Origin of the sequence: Acinetobacter sp. AC1-2 (assembly GCF_016124155.1) — a bacterium.
Taxonomy (GTDB): domain Bacteria; phylum Pseudomonadota; class Gammaproteobacteria; order Pseudomonadales; family Moraxellaceae; genus Acinetobacter; species Acinetobacter calcoaceticus.
On sequence record NZ_JABFFO010000001.1, the window covers coordinates 16,811 to 34,323 of the forward strand.

Below are 17,513 nucleotides of genomic sequence, written 5' to 3' on the forward strand. Positions count from 1 at the left end.
GACGATCGGCCAAGATTGGGCATGATCAAATTAGATCGATATGGGAATAAAGCTTTGAGCGATTACTTCAAGAATGCCGTATTGTGGCTAATAATACTTGGTGTTCTGATTTTAATTTTCAGTAATATCAGTGACCGCAATAAGCCTACTGCGATGAAATATTCAGATTTCGTTGCAGCGGTGAATAGTGGCCAAATTAAGCAAGTCACAATTGACGGTTTAAATATTAATGGTGAAAAAACTAACGGATCACAGTTTGAAACTGTTCGTCCGCAAGTTGAAGACACTGAGCTTATGCCAAGCTTAAATAAACAAAATGTTGTTGTAGAGGGAACAGCTCCACAACGTCAAGGCATTTTGATGCAACTTCTCATTGCTAGTTTCCCTGTACTGTTAATCATTTTGTTATTCATGTTCTTTATGCGTAACATGGGTGGTGGTGCAGGCGGAAAGAATGGACCGATGAGTTTTGGTAAATCGAAGGCAAAAATGCTTTCTGAAGACCAGATCAAAGTCAATTTTTCTGACGTCGCCGGCTGTGATGAAGCAAAACAAGAAGTTGTTGAAATTGTAGATTTCTTAAAAGACCCAGCAAAATTCAAACGTTTGGGCGCTACTATTCCTCGTGGCGTACTTATGGTTGGTCCTCCGGGTACTGGTAAAACGTTATTAGCTAAAGCAATTGCTGGTGAAGCGAAGGTTCCTTTCTTCAGCATTTCAGGTTCTGACTTTGTAGAAATGTTCGTGGGTGTGGGCGCGTCCCGTGTCCGTGACATGTTTGAGCAAGCGAAGCGTCACGCGCCATGTATCATCTTTATTGATGAGATTGATGCAGTGGGTCGTCACCGTGGTTCAGGTACAGGTGGTGGTCATGATGAGCGTGAACAAACCCTAAACCAAATGCTTGTAGAGATGGACGGTTTTGAAGGTAATGAAGGCGTAATTGTTATTGCTGCAACTAACCGTGTTGATGTGCTTGATAAAGCATTATTGCGTCCGGGTCGTTTTGACCGTCAAGTAATGGTTGGTTTACCTGATATTCGTGGTCGTGAGCAAATTCTGAATGTACATTTGAAAAAGTTACCTTCAGTCACGGGTGTGGACATGCAAGTCTTAGCGCGTGGTACACCAGGTTTCTCTGGTGCACAGTTGGCAAATCTTGTTAACGAAGCTGCATTATTTGCTGCACGTCGTAATAAGAATACTGTTGATATGCATGACTTTGAAGATGCAAAAGACAAAATCTACATGGGTCCAGAGCGTAAGTCGATGGTTCTACGTGAAGAAGAGCGTCGTGCTACTGCTTATCATGAAGCTGGTCATGCAATTGTTGCAGAGATTTTGCCTGGTACAGATCCTGTTCATAAAGTAACAATCATGCCACGTGGTTGGGCTTTGGGTGTAACTTGGCAGTTACCTGAACAAGACCAGATTAGCCATTATAAAGACAAGATGCTAAACGAAATTGCGATTTTGTTTGGTGGTCGTATTGCTGAAGAAGTGTTTATTCAACAGCAATCTACTGGTGCTTCAAATGACTTTGAGCGAGCTACTAAAATGGCGCGTGCAATGGTTACTAAGTACGGTATGTCTGACAAAATGGGTGTAATGGTTTACGAAGACGAAAATCAGAATGGTTTCTTTGGAAATGTAGGTAGTCGTACTATCTCTGAAGCAACTCAACAGTTGGTTGACGAAGAAGTACGCCGTATTCTTGATGAGCAATATAAAGTTGCGCGTAATATCTTAGAAGGTAATAAAGATATTGCACATGCAATGGTAAAAGCTTTGATGGAGTGGGAAACCATTGATCGTGATCAAATTCGTGACATTATGGAAGGTCGTGAACCACAACCACCTAAGGTCTATGTTGCTGAAAATCCAGTGGCTGCATTTGAACCACCAAAAGATGGTCCATCTACACCACCACCATTACCAGCAATGAACTAAACCAGTTAAAAAAAAGAGCCACTATCATGTGGCTCTTTTTTTATGCGTGTATTTCAGACAAAGCCGAAAAGAAATCAACAGTATATCGAGCAGAGACTTGTTAAAATGTTGCCGAATATTAAATTGGAGCTTGTTATGCAGTTAATGCCTTTACCTCAGCAAATTCTACAATGTGGACAGCTTCAGTTAGATTTATCACAGCCTCAAGTTATGGGTATTTTAAATGTCACACCAGACTCTTTTAGTGATGGTGGAAAGCATAATCAGTTAGATCAAGCTGTGGCGTATGCATTAAATATGATTGAACAAGGCGCCACAATTATAGATATAGGCGGGGAATCTACTCGACCAGGTGCATCAGAAGTAAGTGTAGAAGAAGAAGTGCGACGAGTTGTTCCTGTAGTTGAAGCTTTAGCTAAACATGATGTGGTTCTATCGATTGATACAAGTCAGCCTGATGTCATCCGTGCAGCGAAAGAAGCGGGGGCACATATTTGGAATGATGTGCGTGCACTTACTCGACCAGATGCATTAAAAACGGCAGCAGAGTTAGATATACCTGTAGTGATCATGCATATGCGTGGCGAGCCCACCACAATGAATCAGCTAGATCAGTATACGGATGTAACGTTAGATGTAATGCAAGAGCTTCAGCAGCGTATTAATGAGGCTCTAGCCGCTGGTGTGAAAAAGCATAATATTATTATTGATCCGGGATTTGGTTTTGCAAAAAATGCACAGCAAAATTTAAAACTATTAAAAGAGTTTTGGAAACTTAATGATATGGGTTATCCAATTTTATCGGGTCTTTCTCGTAAACGTTTCATTGGTGAAGCTTTAAAGGGTGTGGCAGCAGATCAACGCGCGGTAGGAAGCGTTACAGGGCATTTGCTTAGTATTCAGCAAGGAGCATCCATTGTTCGTGCACATGATGTAAAAGCCATGCATGATGCAATTCTCGTTTGGAAAGCCATGGAACAAGCTTGAAGAAACAGGCTTTTATAATCAGATTATGATTAATTAATTTCATGGATTGGATGATTGAGTCAGGGAAAATTGTCGTTATTATTTTGAAAATATGTTATAAGCGGCAGGTTTCTGCTGCTGTGTAAACTTTTGTATGTTCGAAGACTTACTTCTCCCAATGTTTGATGATGAGTATTATCCAGATATTTTAGTCGCTGAACTCAAGCAGTTAATTGAACAATTTGCCAAAAAAGTTCAAAAGTCTGCTTTAGCTGATCAGGATATCTATCGATATGCTCATCAAACTGTTATTGAAATTAATGAAATGAAACCACAGTTCGAAGATCTGGATTCTTCACTAGATGATAGTGCTGCTGACTATATTGCTGAGGCAATGATGATGGTGGCGCAGGGTGCAGGATATTTGGATCTTGAGATGGAAGAGCTGGTTGTGAATCGAGAGTGGTGATTACTCTCGATTCTCAATATTTTCAAATGCATCTAATAAATGACAAGATGCCTTTGAATGAATTTCGTTTATTTCTTTAATTTTTAACACTAAAACACCATTCTCTTGATAATCGGCATCTGCTAATAAACTGATCCAATAAGTTTCTCGTTTTTGTTGTAATGCTTTGAATTTATCTATGATTTGCTCAGGTGCTTTAATTAAGTAATCATCTTTGGTAATAGAGCAGCGTGAAAAGTACCAGTTATCATCTTTGAAAGAAATAGTGCCAGAAAAAAGATCTGTAGCGTAAACCTTGGATATAGAAAGGATGCTACACAGAAGTAATAATATTCTTATCATAAAATTCATTTTAATTAGGCATAAAAAAACCAGCTTACGCTGGATTCTTTGTAACACCAAATTCAATATTTGAAAATGGTGCCCGGGGCCGGACTCGAACCGGCACGCTTTGTGGGCGGGGGATTTTAAATCCCCTGTGTCTACCTATTTCACCACCCGGGCATGTGCGCAATAATAGATGACAAGACGGCGATTGGCAAGAGAAAATCGGATAGTTTGCTTTATTTTCAATCAGTTCGTACATGTATTTAAAAATAAGATCTACTTAAGTCATAATTTCTTCATCAAATTGAGATCAGTTGTTCATCTTATCTGCTTAAGTTTAAGGCACTCATTGCTTAAAACTTAGGTAGTTGTATGTCAGAGAAAATTTCACGCCGAGAATTAATTCAAAAAAGTCTATTCGGTTTTGGGGCACTGTCTTTGCCTGTAGCTTTTACGGGATGTAATGATGGCTCAGACGATGAAAGTACAGAGGCACAAGCAGATTTTTTACATGGAGTTGCGAGCGGCGACCCTTTGCAAGATAAAGTGATTTTATGGACGCGATTAACACCAGTAGATCTTAGTGCACGCCTTAAAGTTACTTGGGAAATTGCCACTGATAATCAATTTAAGCAGAATTTAAAGACGGGGATGGTTGAAACGACCAAGACTGACGACTTTACGGTGAAGGTGGATGCAGCAGGATTACAGGCGAATACCATTTATTATTATCGTTTCCGTTTTGGGAATAAAATTTCATCTGTCGGTCAAACTAAAACATTACCAATAAGTACTAATAAAGTTAGCTTTGCCGTATGTTCTTGCTCGAACTATCCGGCAGGTTACTTTTATGTTTACCGTGAAATGGCAAAGCAGAGTGTCGATGTCATTATTCATTTAGGTGATTATATTTATGAGTATGGGGCAGATGGCTATGCGGCGGAAGATGCTGCAAAACTTGGTCGAACCTTACCAACAGATAATAATAAAGAAATTATCAAACTAGATGATTATCGCAAACGTTATGCACTTTATCGTCAAGATAAAGACTTGCAAGCAGCTCACCAGCGTCATCCTTTTATTGTAATTTGGGATGATCATGAGTTAGCAAATGATACTTGGCGTGATGGGGCCGAAAATCATCAAAGTGATGAAGGGTCTTTTTCTGATCGTAAATTAGCTGCTCTACAAGCTTATTTTGAATGGATGCCTATTCGCCCAGTTTCTAACACAGATCATCTAAATATTTACCGACAGTTTAATTTCGGTTCATTGGTTGAGCTGACGATGTTGGATACGCGTATTATTGCGCGTGATAAACAGCTTGAATATGCTGATTATATGACAGCTGCTGGTTTGAATGCTCAAAAGTTTCAGACCGATTTAACTGATCCAAAGCGTACTTTAATGGGCTATACACAAAGGGATTGGTTGGTTGATAAATTGAAGCAATCTACAGCAACATGGAGTGTGATTGGTCAGCAAGTTCTAATGAGTAAGATGTGGATTCCTGCCGAGTTATTGTTGTCTTTAGGGCAAATTACTTCAGGTGGGGCTTCGGCTGAAACCTTGGCTAAAATGAATGCGCAAATTACAGAGCTAGTCACCTTGAAATTGCGATTAGAACAGGGCGATCCAACATTAACTGCTCAAGAGAAAACGCGAGTCACAACAGTAGTGCCATACAACCTCGATGCTTGGGATGGTTATTATGCTGAACGTGAAACTGTATATGAAAATTTAGCGAGTTTGAATAAGAAAGTTATTGTTCTGGCAGGCGATACTCATAATGCATGGGCATCTTATTTGTATAGCCAAAAAGGTCAATATGTTGGGGTTGAGCTGGCGACGAGTTCAGTTTCTTCACCAGGCCTTGAAAAATATTTAAGTATTCCAATGGCTCAACTACAACAGTTTGAATTTGCTTTTACTACGCTTATTGATGAATTGGCGTATTGTAATTTAAATCAGCGAGGCTATTTGTTGGTTACGTTGGATCAAGCACAGGTGCAGTCGGACTGGATTTTTGTAGATTCAATTAAAAATGCAGAATATAAAGTAGATACAAGTCGACAATATCAATTGGTATTAGATATGAATTTGACACCTGAAAAAGATAAGCAAAAAACCGCTTAGATATATTGGGTAGAGTAAGGGGTGCTAAGCAGCATCCTTTATTTTTTATAGGCATAAAAAAACCAGCTTACGCTGGATTCTTTATGGCACCATTTTCAATATTAGAAAATGGTGCCCGGGGCCGGACTCGAACCGGCACGCTTTGTGGGCGGGGGATTTTAAATCCCCTGTGTCTACCTATTTCACCACCCGGGCTTTACCAAATTTGGAGGCGGAGGTCGGAATCGAACCGGCGTCCACGGAGTTGCAGTCCGCTGCATGACCACTCTGCCACCCCGCCTACATTTGGTGATGCACATATTAGCAACCTTTACAGAAAAAACAATACTGTTTTTAGTGAAGATGAACATAAAAGCAACATCTAGAATAAAATTGTCCAAATAATCATGTATTATTGGCATATTAAATTCATGTCTACCTTGGAGATGTGCTGTGGCATTGGTTTTAGACGGTCGTGCATTAGCAAAGCAAATTGAAGAAAATTTGTCGGTACGTGTTGAGGCTTTAAAAGCTAAAACAGGTCGTACCCCGATTTTGGCGACTATTTTGGTTGGGGATGATGGCGCATCTGCAACTTATGTACGCATGAAAGGAAATGCCTGCCGTCGAGTAGGGATGGATTCTTTAAAAATTGAATTATCACAAGAAACTACAACAGAACAATTATTAGCTGAAATCGAAAAGCTAAATGCCAATCCAGATGTTCACGGTATTCTTTTACAACATCCAGTACCTGCACAGATTGATGAACGCGCATGTTTTGATGCGATTTCGTTAGCTAAAGACGTAGATGGGGTGACTTGCCTCGGTTTTGGCCGTATGGCAATGGGTGAAGCTGCATATGGTTCAGCAACTCCAGCCGGCATTATGACTATTCTAAAAGAGAACAACATTGAAATTGCGGGCAAACATGCAGTTGTGGTTGGTCGTTCAGCAATTTTAGGTAAACCAATGGCAATGATGCTTTTGCAAGCTAATGCAACAGTAACGATTTGTCATTCACGCACCCAAAACTTACCTGAGCTTGTAAAACAGGCTGACATTATTGTTGGTGCTGTAGGTAAGGCTGAACTTATTCAAAAAGATTGGATTAAACAAGGTGCAGTGGTTGTCGATGCTGGTTTCCATCCTCGTGATGGCGGTGGTGTAGGTGACATCCAGCTACAAGGTATCGAAGAAATTGCTTCTGCTTATACACCAGTACCAGGTGGTGTAGGTCCAATGACAATTACAACTTTGATTCGTCAAACTGTAGAAGCTGCTGAAAAAGCTTTAGGTTAATTTAATTAACGCTAGGCAGTTATTGATACGCGTAACCGTCATCCGCAATTGTTTGAGGCAGGATTACATTAAAATTTAATGTTTCTGCGATGCTATTGAGTGTAGATAGTATTTGTCGAGTTTTGCGGATGACAATGGTTTTGCCTACTTTTCCCGAAAGAAAAGTAGGTCTAACCGAAGGTTATTCTAAAAATTCAAATCATAATAGAATGACTCTGTTATGCTTGTTATATAAACGAATTAAAAGAAATCTGATGAGCTGCACCTTTCAACTTACCAAAGCCCCTGAACATTTACTTCAAGCCTTGCATGAAGTGATTCCTCATTGTGAGTTGATGGTACAACAGTTGCCGGAAACACCTATTTCTTTATGGTTGATTCCGCCAGTTTTTCCAACTGATCGCTTAGATGATGAAATTATTCGCCGAATCTGGAATGACACGCCGTACTGGATCTTTTGTTGGGCATCTGGTTTGGCGATGGCGCAGTGGTTGCTTGCAGAGCCGCATCATGTTAAAGATAAAGTAGTATTAGATTTTGGTGCTGGTTCTGGTGTTGTTGCAATTGCAGCAAAAATGGCTGGAGCAAAACGGGTAATCTGCTGTGATATCGATCCGGTTAGTCTAAATGCTTGCCGTGAAAATGCATTGCTTAATGGTGTAGAGCTGGAATATTTAGACGATTTATATAAAGCAGAGCAAGTTGATATTTTATTGGCTGCTGATGTGTTATATGACCAGTGCAACCGTTTCTTCTTAGATGAGTTTTTAAAGTTTGCGCCAGAAGTCTGGGTCGCAGATAGTCGTGTTAAAAACTTTAGTCATCCTAAATATCAAAAGATTGATGAAAGAAGTGCATCAACATGGCCAGACCTTGATGAAGCAAAAGAATTTAGAAATGTAAGTTTTTATAAGACGCTGTAAAAACAGCGTCTTTTTTTTATATTATGAGCAAGTATAACGAACGACTTTTAGCGTACTCGGGCGTGCTTCAAGCGCTTGGCGAGTCGCATAATCTTCACCGTTGTTTAAGCTCGGTGTATTAGATAGACCAAATGAGGCACGAGTTTCACCCAATTGAACACCATAATGTTCTTGTTGAGCTGGGTTTGAAATCTCATTAATGCTGAGAACTGACAATTTATAAACTTTTTGAGCACCCAATACATTTTGACAAGCACGTTGCAATTTACGTTCATCTAATTGCTGATTAGTACGGCTAGCCAATGTATAAGCTAAAGTTGCGGAAGTTTTTGTTTGGTTTTCAATCTGATAGCCAGTTGAGCCATTATATTGTCGAGGGGTGGTCTGACAAGCAGTTAAAATAAATATGCTGCTTAATGCCAAACATAAAATACTTCTATTCATCAGTATCATCCTTATATTCTTATCTCTAGTATCTCATAAACACAACGATTGTTGGGGCTTAATCGCACGATTTAAGCTAACATCGGCTGGCGATATTAGCGCTTATTGGTAATATATTAATGTTCTTTAATTTTTGAATGATGCTTAGTATCTTTCATAAAAATATAAATAATGAGTGAAATGAAGATCATAATAGTTACATAAATAAAGTACCAAGATTCATGACCAGCCTCTTTAAAACTCAAAGCAAAGAACTCTGCTGTACCGCCAAACAAGGTATTGGCAATCGCGTAGGGTAAAGCTACCCCTAAAGCCCGAATATGAGCAGGGAAAAGTTCAGCTTTAACCACGGCATTAATTGATGTATAGCCCGTTACCATAACTAGACCTGCCAAACATAACCAGAAAGCAGTCCAATAATTATGTGTGGTTGCAAGGGTATTAAATAAAATATAAGTAAATAAAACCCCAGTTACACCAAAAGTGATCATGAGTGGTTTACGTCCGATTCGGTCTGACAAAGCACCAGCTACAGGTTGTAAGCACATGAAAATAAATAGCGCTAAAGTGGTAATTTGAGTGGCTTCGGGTTTTGTAAATCCGGAAGTATTCACTAAATATTTTTGTAGGTAAGTGGTGTAAGTATAAAAAGCTAAAGTTCCGCCAGCTGTTAAAAATAATACTGTAAAAGCTTCTTTGGGGTAGTGCTTGAATAAAGCAAACATGCCTGATTGTGGCTGGTCTTTTTCAGCTTGAGCATTTTTAAAAGATTGCGTTTCTAATAAGCCACGACGAATACGGAACACAACAATAGCAAGTAAAGCGCCAATAAAGAATGGAATGCGCCATCCCCAATCATGCAACTGTTGTTCGGTTAATACGATTTGTAATATTAAGAGAACACATAGAGCCGTCAATTGTCCTGCAATTAAGGTTACATATTGAAAGCTTGAGAAAAAACCACGTCGATTTCTTTCAGCCATTTCACTTAAATAGGTAGCGCTTGCACCATATTCACCGCCTACACTTAAACCTTGAATTAAACGTGCGACAACCAAAAGTAGTGGAGCGAATACGCCAATGCTTTCATAGGAAGGGGTGACTGCAATGAGTAGAGAACCGACACACATTAAAGTGACGGAAAGCGTAAGACCTGCTTTACGCCCTTTACGGTCTGAATAGATTCCCATAATCCATGCACCGATTGGGCGCATTAAGAAACCTACAGCAAAAATAGCGGCTGCTTGTAGCAACTGTGCAGTTTGGCTACCTTTTGGGAAAAAAGCATGAGCAAAATAGAGGGTAAATGCGGCATATACATACCAGTCGTACCATTCGACAAGGTTACCAGCAGAACCACCTAAAATTGATTTTAGGCGAGTTTTTGTATCTAAATGAGGTTGTGGAGTTGTTGCTGTAGAGGGTTGATCAACCATGGGTCGCTCCATGTTTCGCTTGGGTTGAATGCTAAAAAAGAGAGAATTTATTCCGTTTTTACATATTATCCAGAGGAGTATTTCACTTTATTTTTTTTATGTCTGTAAAACAATGTTTATTATTTAAGCAAAGTGATAGGTTGAATATTTATGTGATTTCAAATTAGACAATTCGCATGTTCTTGTAGCTAAATTTTGACTTACTGCACATTATTTTCCCATAAAGATAAGAAAGTTGATCAAGAATGACCAATGTTTAGTTTAAGAAGTAATATATGCGTTAAAAACAATGATATATTCCAAAGAAAATTTTGAATAATGCAGTTAGACATGATGTTTTATCGTCATGAGCTAGTGTGTGTAAATAATGAAAGGGACGTTCAGATGTCAAATTGCCCGAAAAAATATATTGTCGCTTTCGATCAGGGAACAACAAGCTCAAGAGCAATTGTTTTAGATCATGATGCTAACGTTGTAAGTATTGCTCAAAAAGAATTTACCCAGATTTATCCTCAACCAGGTTGGGTGGAGCATGATCCTATGGAAATTTGGGCGACACAAAGTGCGGTATGGGTAGAGGCATTGGCTCAAGCTGGCATTAAGAGTGAGCAAGTTGCAGCAATTGGGATTACAAACCAGCGAGAAACCACAATTGTATGGGATAAGAAAACAGGAAAACCTATTTACAATGCAATTGTTTGGCAAAGCCGTCAAACTACAGAGATATGTAATCAATTACAAAAGGCGGGTTTGCAAGATCACGTCCGTAAAGTGACAGGTTTGGTGATTGACCCGTATTTTTCTGCCACCAAAATAAAATGGATTCTAGACCATGTGGAAGGAAGCCGTGAACGGGCCGAGCGAGGGGAGTTATTATTTGGTACGGTCGATACATGGTTAATCTGGAAATTAACCAATGGCGCAGCCCATGTCACTGATTTCACCAATGCTTCGCGAACAATGCTTTTTGATATTGAAAAGCTTGAATGGGATGAGAAACTTTTACAAGCTTTAGATATTCCTAAAGCAATGCTACCAGAGGTACGTAGTTCATCTGAGGTGTATGGCTATACACATACAATTAGTGGGCAAGAGGTTGGAATTCCAATTGCAGGTATAGCAGGGGATCAACAAGCTGCACTTTTTGGGCAAATGTGCGTAGAACCTGGACAAGCAAAAAATACTTATGGTACAGGCTGTTTTCTTTTAATGAACACGGGTAAAAAGATTGTCCGTTCAGAGCATGGCTTACTGACGACGATTGCTTGTGGTGCAAATGGTGAAGTGAACTATGCCTTAGAGGGCGCCGTGTTTAATGGAGGCTCTTGTGTACAGTGGCTTCGTGATGAGCTGAAGGTGATTAAGAACGCTAAAGACTCGGAGCTTTATGCAACACGTGTAAAGGACAGTAATGGCGTATATGTAGTACCTGCCTTTACAGGTTTAGGTGCGCCATATTGGGACCCGACCGCTCGAGGGGCAATTTTTGGACTCACTCGTGGAGCTAGTATAGAGCATATTATTCGTGCAACTTTAGAGTCAATTGCTTACCAGACACGAGACGTACTTGACGCGATGCAGCAAGATGCAGAAGAAGAGCTTCGAACACTCCGAGTTGATGGTGGAGTAACTGCTAATAATTTCTTAATGCAATTTCAGGCTGATATTTTAGCCACACCAGTTGAAAGACCAACCATGAAAGAAACAACGGCTTTAGGTGCTGCTTTTCTTGCTGGACTGGCAACGGGTTTTTGGCAAGATTTAAATGAATTAAGGAATAAGTCTGCAATAGAAAAAGTTTTCGAGCCACGTACCAGCCTTGAAGAAACTGAAGTCATGTATAAAGGTTGGTTGAAGGCAGTTCAGCGTAGTCAAAATTGGGCAGAGGATTGATTTCCTCTTAAACTAATTAAATAGCAGAGTAATCAATGACGGGCTAACCTGATAGGTATTTAAAATTGATTATTCTGCTTTTTTGATTGTTGTTTCATCAATTTGATGTTTTAATTTTTAATAACACAAACAATAAAAAGAAAATGAGAAATGACAGTACAAGCTAATGATTATTCAAAAATATATGATATTGCTGTGATTGGTGGCGGTATTAATGGCGTCGGTATTGCTAATGATGCAGCAGGCCGCGGATTATCCGTATTTTTATGTGAAAAAGACGATTTAGCTAGTCATACCTCATCTGCGAGCAGTAAATTAATTCATGGCGGTTTACGCTATTTAGAACATAAAGAATTTCGATTGGTTAGAGAAGCTTTAGCAGAGCGTGAAGTCTTGTTGGCTAAAGCCCCTCATATTATTAAACCAATGCGTTTTATTATGCCTCATCGACCACATTTACGTCCTGCATGGTTAATTCGGGCAGGCCTGTTTTTTTATGATCATTTAGGAAAACGAGAAAAATTATTAGGGTCAAATCTCATTTATTTCAAAGAAGATAGTCCCTTAAAACCAGCTATAACCCGTGGCTTTGAATATTCTGACTGTACTGTAGATGATGCACGTCTTGTCGTATTAAACGCACTACAAGCGAAAGAGAACGGGGCCAAAGTTGTAACACGGACGCGATGTATTAAGGCTTATAGACAACAAGAATTGTGGCATCTGGAATTACAAAATGGGGCTGAGCTTTATCAAATACGTGCAAAAGCCTTAGTGAATGCAGCAGGTCCTTGGGTCGAGGAAATTATTAGTGAAAACCTACAATTAAAATCGCCATATCAAATTAGGCTTATACAAGGAAGTCATATTGTTGTGCCTAAACTGTACGATTGCCATAAAGCCTTTATTATGCAAAATGAAGACCGTCGTATTGTGTTTGCCATTCCTTATTTAGAACACTACACATTAATAGGTACGACAGATCAGGAATATTTGGATGATCCACAAAAGGTAGAGATTACAGAAGTAGAAATTGATTACCTTTTAGCAGTGACAAATTCACATTTTAAAAAGCAGCTCACCCGCGCAGATATTGTAAGTCAGTTTTCTGGAGTTCGAGCTTTATGTGATGATGAGTCAGATAATCCTTCAGCAGTGACCCGTGACTATACTGTAGCGTTGCAAGTGGAAGATAAAACAACTCCCTTGCTGTCTGTATTTGGTGGAAAGATTACAACCTACCGGAAATTGGCGGAATCTGCTCTGGAACAACTTAGCCCATTTTTCATAGAAATGGGAGAGGAGTGGACCGCAAATGAAGTATTACCTGGTGCAGAGAATTGGACCACACTTGAAGATTTAGTTATAAGGATTCAAAACCAAGTGGAAGGGGTAACTGAGCAGCTTGCCACGCGCTGGGCAAATGCCTATGGCTCTCGAGTTTGGAATATTTTGCATGAGCAAAAAACTCTTGAGCAGTTAGGACAAGATTTTGGTCACGGTTTATTTGAATCTGAAGTTCAGTATTTATGTGAAAATGAATGGGCAAATACGGCAGAAGATATATTGTGGCGTAGAACTAAGCTAGGTTTGGCATTTGATGAAAAACAAGTAAAAAATTTGGAAAGCTATTTGGCTGGACGTAGACAAAAAGATGATGCCGCATAATAAAAAAGGTCGCATATAGCGACCTTTTTTATATTTAGCAATTAGAAGCCAGTTTTTACAGCTTCAAGTAAAGCTGTTTGACGTTCTTTTAATGCTTTTGGTAAGCGTTCACCAAGTTTATTGAATAACTCAGTGTGGCTTTCAATTTCAGTAACCCACTGATCTTTATTTTGAGCTGTGATAAGGTCAAATTCTTCTTTAGAGAAGTCAGTACCTTCCCAGTTCAAGTCATCGTAAGTTGGAACAAGGCCAATTGGTGTTTCAACAGCGTTTGCACGACCTTCACAACGGTCAATGATCCACTCAAGAACACGCATGTTTTGACCGAAACCAGGCCATACGAAGTTGCCTTCAGCATCACGACGGAACCAGTTTACGTTGAAGATTTTTGGTAATTTATTACCAGCAGCTTCAGCTTTTGTACTTACTTCTTCACCAAGGCTTAACCAGTGATCGAAGTAGTCAGCCATGTTGTAGCCAGCAAATGGAAGCATCGCGAATGGGTCACGACGAACGATACCTTGTTGACCAACAGCAGCAGCAGTGGTTTCTGAACCCATAGTTGCAGCTTTATAAACGCCATCAACCCAATCAAAAGCTTCAGATACTAAAGGAACCGTATCTGCACGGCGACCACCGAAGATAAATGCAGAAATCGGAACACCTGCTGGATTTTCCCAGTCAGCATCGATAGAAGGGCATTGACCAGCAGCAACAGTGAAGCGCGCATTTGGATGAGCAGCTTTTTCACCATTTACGTGAGGTTGACCTTTCCAGTTAGTTAAGTTAGTTGGAATTTCTTTAGAAAGACCTTCCCACCATACTTCACCATCATTAGTCACCGCAACGTTTGTATAGATAACATCTTTGTGAAGAGTTGCCATACAGTTAGGGTTAGTTTTGGTATTTGTACCAGGAGCAACACCAAAGAAACCAGCTTCTGGATTGATTGCGTATAGACGACCATCTTCACCTGGTTTGATCCAAGCAATATCGTCACCTACAGTCTCAATTTTCCAGCCTTCATAGCCTGCTGGTGGAATTAACATTGCGAAGTTTGTTTTACCACATGCAGATGGGAATGCTGCAGCGATATAGTGTTTTTCACCTTGTGGGTTAGTTACACCAAGAATAAGCATATGTTCAGCTAACCAACCTTGTTCGCGTCCCATAACAGAAGCAATACGAAGTGCTAAACATTTCTTACCAAGTAATGCGTTACCGCCATAACCAGAACCATAAGACCAGATTTCACGAGTTTCTGGGTAATGAACGATGTATTTTTCAGGGTTGCAAGGCCATGCAACGTCTTTTTGCCCTTCAGCGAGTGGAGCACCTACGGTATGAATACAAGGAATAAATTCGCCGTCTGTACCTAACACGTCATAAACTGCTTTACCCATACGTGCCATTTTGCGCATGCTAACAGCAACGTAAGGAGAGTCAGTTAACTCAATGCCAATATGAGCAATATGGCTTCCAAGTGGACCCATAGAGAAAGGCACAACGTACATTGTACGACCTTCCATTGACCCTTCAAACAAACCATTTAACTTTTCACGCATAACAGCTGGTTCTTCCCAGTTGTTTGTCGCACCAGCATCTTCTTTCTTTTGAGAGCAAATGTAGGTACGATCTTCAACACGCGCAACATCAGATGGATCAGAATTTGCAAGATAAGAACCAGGATGTTTTTCTTGGTTTAATTTCTGCATGGTGCCGTTAGCGATCATCAAGTCGATTAGACGTTGATACTCTTCTTCGCTTCCGTCACACCATTCGATTTTTGCTGGTTTGGTTAAGTTTGCAATTTCTTCAACCCATGCGATAAGCTTAGGATGACGAACGAATTCTGGTGCGTTCACTGTGGTCATGGTGAGGCCTATTCAAAATATGTACAACAATGTACAAGTCATTCATTGAGGTACAATGAAAGATCAAATAAAAAAGTGGCTGTATTAAAGCATAAAATCATAAAAAAAATAAGACTAAAGAATAAGAAATAGATATTTTGATTTTTAAATTTTTTTGATTAAAATCATTTGCTTATTGTTTTTTAGTGTATTTTATTCTTTACATTTTTATGTTGTATGTGTGTTATTTATATTATTTATTTTTTTTAAAATCAATGACTTGATGTTTAAATTTTTCTTGAGAATTATTATTGATTAAACAAATGATCATCATTCGAAATTTACATAAAGAGACTTTTATTAGGCGATTTTATATACAAAATATAGGGTAAATCATCTCTAAGATAATAAAAATGCGGACTTTAAAGCCTCTCTCTATCATCTACAACCAGAAATCGGGTTTTCATGCTTCGAAACATGAAGATATGTATGAACAATTAATGACTGTACTTACCGAATTTGGTTTTGAAATACAAGTTTTTGAATTAGCAGAGGGCGTCACCTTTGATGATTTGATGAATAAAGTCATCCATCGGCATAGTCAAAGTGCAAATTTAGGCGTCGTTGTTGCAGCTGGTGGTGATGGGACGTTAAATGCAGTCGCTTCAAAACTTCGACACACCAATATCCCTATGGGAATTTTACCTTTGGGGACTTTTAATTATGTCGCTAAAGTTTTAGATATTCCTTTAGATTTGTTAGAAGCTGCTGAAGTCATCGCTACAGGTACTCCACGTTCTGTACATATTGCGACGATTAACGATCATATTTATTTGAACAATGCGAGCTTAGGCCTTTATCCATTGTTTATAAAAAAACGCGAGCTCTACAATAAATACTTAGGTCGTTTGCCTTTACATGCCTATACCTCGGCTTTGGACGTTTTATTAAGAGAAAATAAATCAATGAAACTCTCCGTTACGGTTGATGGTAAGAAATATCCAGTCAAAACACCTCTAATTTTCTTTGGTAATAATCAATTGCAATTGTGTGATATGAAACTAAGAATTGCGGATTGTGCTGCACAAGGGCGAGTCGCTGGAGTGGTCATTACAAAAAGTGATAGGCTTAGTTTATTAAACATGTTGTGGCAGTGGATTCAAGGCAAAGTAGAAGAGGCACAAGATGTTTATAGTTTTTGTGCAGACCATGTGATGGTAGATTGTGCAAAAAGATCAAAACTTACCGTGGCTTTAGATGGTGAAATATTAGAGATGAAAACACCATTAAATTTCACTGTAGAAAAGAATGCTTTAAATATTATGGTGCCAAATGTTACTACATCTGTCTGATTTGCATTTTGGAACAGAAATTGAGGCCTGTTTAGATGCGATTCGGCTTTTTTGTACCCAACATAGACCTGAAGTTATTGTTGTGAGTGGAGATATTACTCAGCGTGCCCGATATCAACAGTTTTATAATTGTCGCCAATTTTTAGATAGTCTTAATATTCCTTATCTTATTGTACCGGGTAATCACGATATTCCTTTGTATCATGTCTGGAATCGTTTTTTTTCTCCATTTACTCGATATCAATATTTTTTTGGTCAGCTTGAGCCAACTTTAGAAACTGAGCATTTTTATATCGTTGGCGTGAATAGTATACGCCGCCGTTATCATACACGTGGGCATATTTCTATTGAGCAAATTCAAACTACATATGAGCGATTACAGCAAGGACCCGCGAATAAAATCAAATTAGTGGTTTTTCATCAGCCTTTTTACACCCCGCCTGATGACGAGCATGGTATTAAAGATTGTCCTGTATTAGGAAAAATGGCTCTCGAAAAATGGAGTACGACAGGGCTATTCGGTATGTTACACGGGCATCTACATAAAACGGCTGTATATGATTTGAAGAAGATCTATCATTTAGAAATAGATCATCCTATTTATGATATTCATGCAGGGACAGCGACATCTAGCCGTTTGCATTATCATGTTCCGAATAGTTTTAATGTCATTTCAAATGAGGGAAAAATTGATCATTATTGGTTTAATTATGATTTAAAGATTTTTCAATTAATTTAATTTATAAAAATTCTATAAGACATTTAACTTAAGAGTAGATTGATAAAATTTTATCCATTACAATGCCTAAGCTTTA

14 protein-coding genes and 3 tRNA genes are annotated in these 17,513 nt (G+C 39.1%); 10 read left to right on the top strand and 7 right to left on the bottom strand.

Annotation, left to right across the window (positions count from 1 at the left end):
* Window positions 1–54 precede the first annotated feature (54 nt).
* The 3 genes from ftsH (at window position 55) to HL290_RS00090 (ending at window position 3,385) form a co-directional block, all read left to right on the top strand.
* Window positions 55–1,950, top strand: a complete 1,896-nt coding sequence (gene ftsH, locus HL290_RS00080; RefSeq protein WP_026056144.1) for an ATP-dependent zinc metalloprotease FtsH — start codon at window positions 55–57, stop codon at window positions 1,948–1,950.
* A 135-nt stretch (window positions 1,951–2,085) separates the two neighbouring features.
* Complete coding sequence (folP, locus tag HL290_RS00085; protein WP_198495259.1) at window positions 2,086–2,937, top strand: dihydropteroate synthase; 852 nt, start codon at window positions 2,086–2,088, stop codon at window positions 2,935–2,937.
* Between the two features lie 133 nt (window positions 2,938–3,070).
* A complete protein-coding gene (locus HL290_RS00090) occupies window positions 3,071–3,385 on the top strand; it encodes a DUF5713 family protein (RefSeq protein ID WP_003650079.1) in 315 nt (104 codons plus the stop codon).
* On the opposite strand, the gene HL290_RS00095 is transcribed toward HL290_RS00090, so the two are convergent.
* A complete protein-coding gene (locus HL290_RS00095; RefSeq protein ID WP_198495260.1) occupies window positions 3,386–3,727 on the bottom strand; it encodes a hypothetical protein in 342 nt (113 codons plus the stop codon).
* A 76-nt stretch (window positions 3,728–3,803) separates the two neighbouring features.
* A tRNA-Leu gene (locus tag HL290_RS00100) sits at window positions 3,804–3,889 on the bottom strand.
* 195 nt (window positions 3,890–4,084) lie between these two features.
* On the opposite strand from HL290_RS00100, the gene HL290_RS00105 reads away from it, so the two are divergent.
* Window positions 4,085–5,848 carry an alkaline phosphatase D family protein gene (locus HL290_RS00105; protein ID WP_198495261.1) on the top strand — a complete coding sequence of 588 codons (1,764 nt, stop codon included), beginning with the start codon at window positions 4,085–4,087 and terminating at the stop codon, window positions 5,846–5,848.
* A 109-nt stretch (window positions 5,849–5,957) separates the two neighbouring features.
* On the opposite strand, the gene HL290_RS00110 is transcribed toward HL290_RS00105, so the two are convergent.
* Together HL290_RS00110 and HL290_RS00115 are read right to left on the bottom strand one after the other, a co-directional pair.
* Window positions 5,958–6,043, bottom strand: a tRNA-Leu gene (locus HL290_RS00110).
* 11 nt (window positions 6,044–6,054) lie between these two features.
* Window positions 6,055–6,128, bottom strand: a tRNA-Cys gene (locus HL290_RS00115).
* A 152-nt stretch (window positions 6,129–6,280) separates the two neighbouring features.
* Here HL290_RS00115 and folD point away from each other — a divergent pair.
* On the top strand, window positions 6,281–7,129 hold the full coding sequence (folD, locus tag HL290_RS00120; RefSeq protein ID WP_003650084.1) for a bifunctional methylenetetrahydrofolate dehydrogenase/methenyltetrahydrofolate cyclohydrolase FolD: 849 nt from the start codon (window positions 6,281–6,283) through the stop codon (window positions 7,127–7,129).
* A gap of 254 nt (window positions 7,130–7,383) precedes the next feature.
* Window positions 7,384–8,052, top strand: coding sequence for a class I SAM-dependent methyltransferase (locus HL290_RS00125; protein ID WP_198495262.1), 669 nt, complete (start codon window positions 7,384–7,386; stop codon window positions 8,050–8,052).
* A 21-nt stretch (window positions 8,053–8,073) separates the two neighbouring features.
* On the opposite strand, the gene HL290_RS00130 is transcribed toward HL290_RS00125, so the two are convergent.
* Entirely contained in the window at window positions 8,074–8,496 is a 423-nt protein-coding gene (locus HL290_RS00130; protein ID WP_198495263.1) for a hypothetical protein, read from the bottom strand.
* Window positions 8,497–8,612: 116 nt separating this feature from the next.
* A complete protein-coding gene (locus tag HL290_RS00135) occupies window positions 8,613–9,944 on the bottom strand; it encodes an MFS transporter (protein ID WP_080027650.1) in 1,332 nt (443 codons plus the stop codon).
* Window positions 9,945–10,316: 372 nt separating this feature from the next.
* Here HL290_RS00135 and glpK point away from each other — a divergent pair, with 372 nt between their 5' ends.
* Window positions 10,317–11,825: a glycerol kinase GlpK gene (gene glpK, locus HL290_RS00140; protein WP_198495264.1), complete on the top strand. Its 1,509-nt coding sequence runs from the start codon at window positions 10,317–10,319 to the stop codon at window positions 11,823–11,825.
* A 150-nt stretch (window positions 11,826–11,975) separates the two neighbouring features.
* Complete coding sequence (gene glpD, locus HL290_RS00145) at window positions 11,976–13,493, top strand: glycerol-3-phosphate dehydrogenase (RefSeq protein WP_198495265.1); 1,518 nt, start codon at window positions 11,976–11,978, stop codon at window positions 13,491–13,493.
* A 41-nt stretch (window positions 13,494–13,534) separates the two neighbouring features.
* Here the strand turns inward: glpD and HL290_RS00150 are convergent, their stop codons facing one another.
* A complete protein-coding gene (locus tag HL290_RS00150) occupies window positions 13,535–15,367 on the bottom strand; it encodes a phosphoenolpyruvate carboxykinase (GTP) (protein ID WP_005038731.1) in 1,833 nt (610 codons plus the stop codon).
* A 392-nt stretch (window positions 15,368–15,759) separates the two neighbouring features.
* Here HL290_RS00150 and HL290_RS00155 point away from each other — a divergent pair, with 392 nt between their 5' ends.
* Complete coding sequence (locus tag HL290_RS00155; RefSeq protein WP_198077517.1) at window positions 15,760–16,698, top strand: diacylglycerol/lipid kinase family protein; 939 nt, start codon at window positions 15,760–15,762, stop codon at window positions 16,696–16,698.
* Complete coding sequence (locus HL290_RS00160) at window positions 16,679–17,437, top strand: metallophosphoesterase family protein (protein WP_198495266.1); 759 nt, start codon at window positions 16,679–16,681, stop codon at window positions 17,435–17,437. Before HL290_RS00155 ends, HL290_RS00160 begins: the two co-directional genes overlap by 20 nt.
* Window positions 17,438–17,513: the final 76 nt, after the last annotated feature.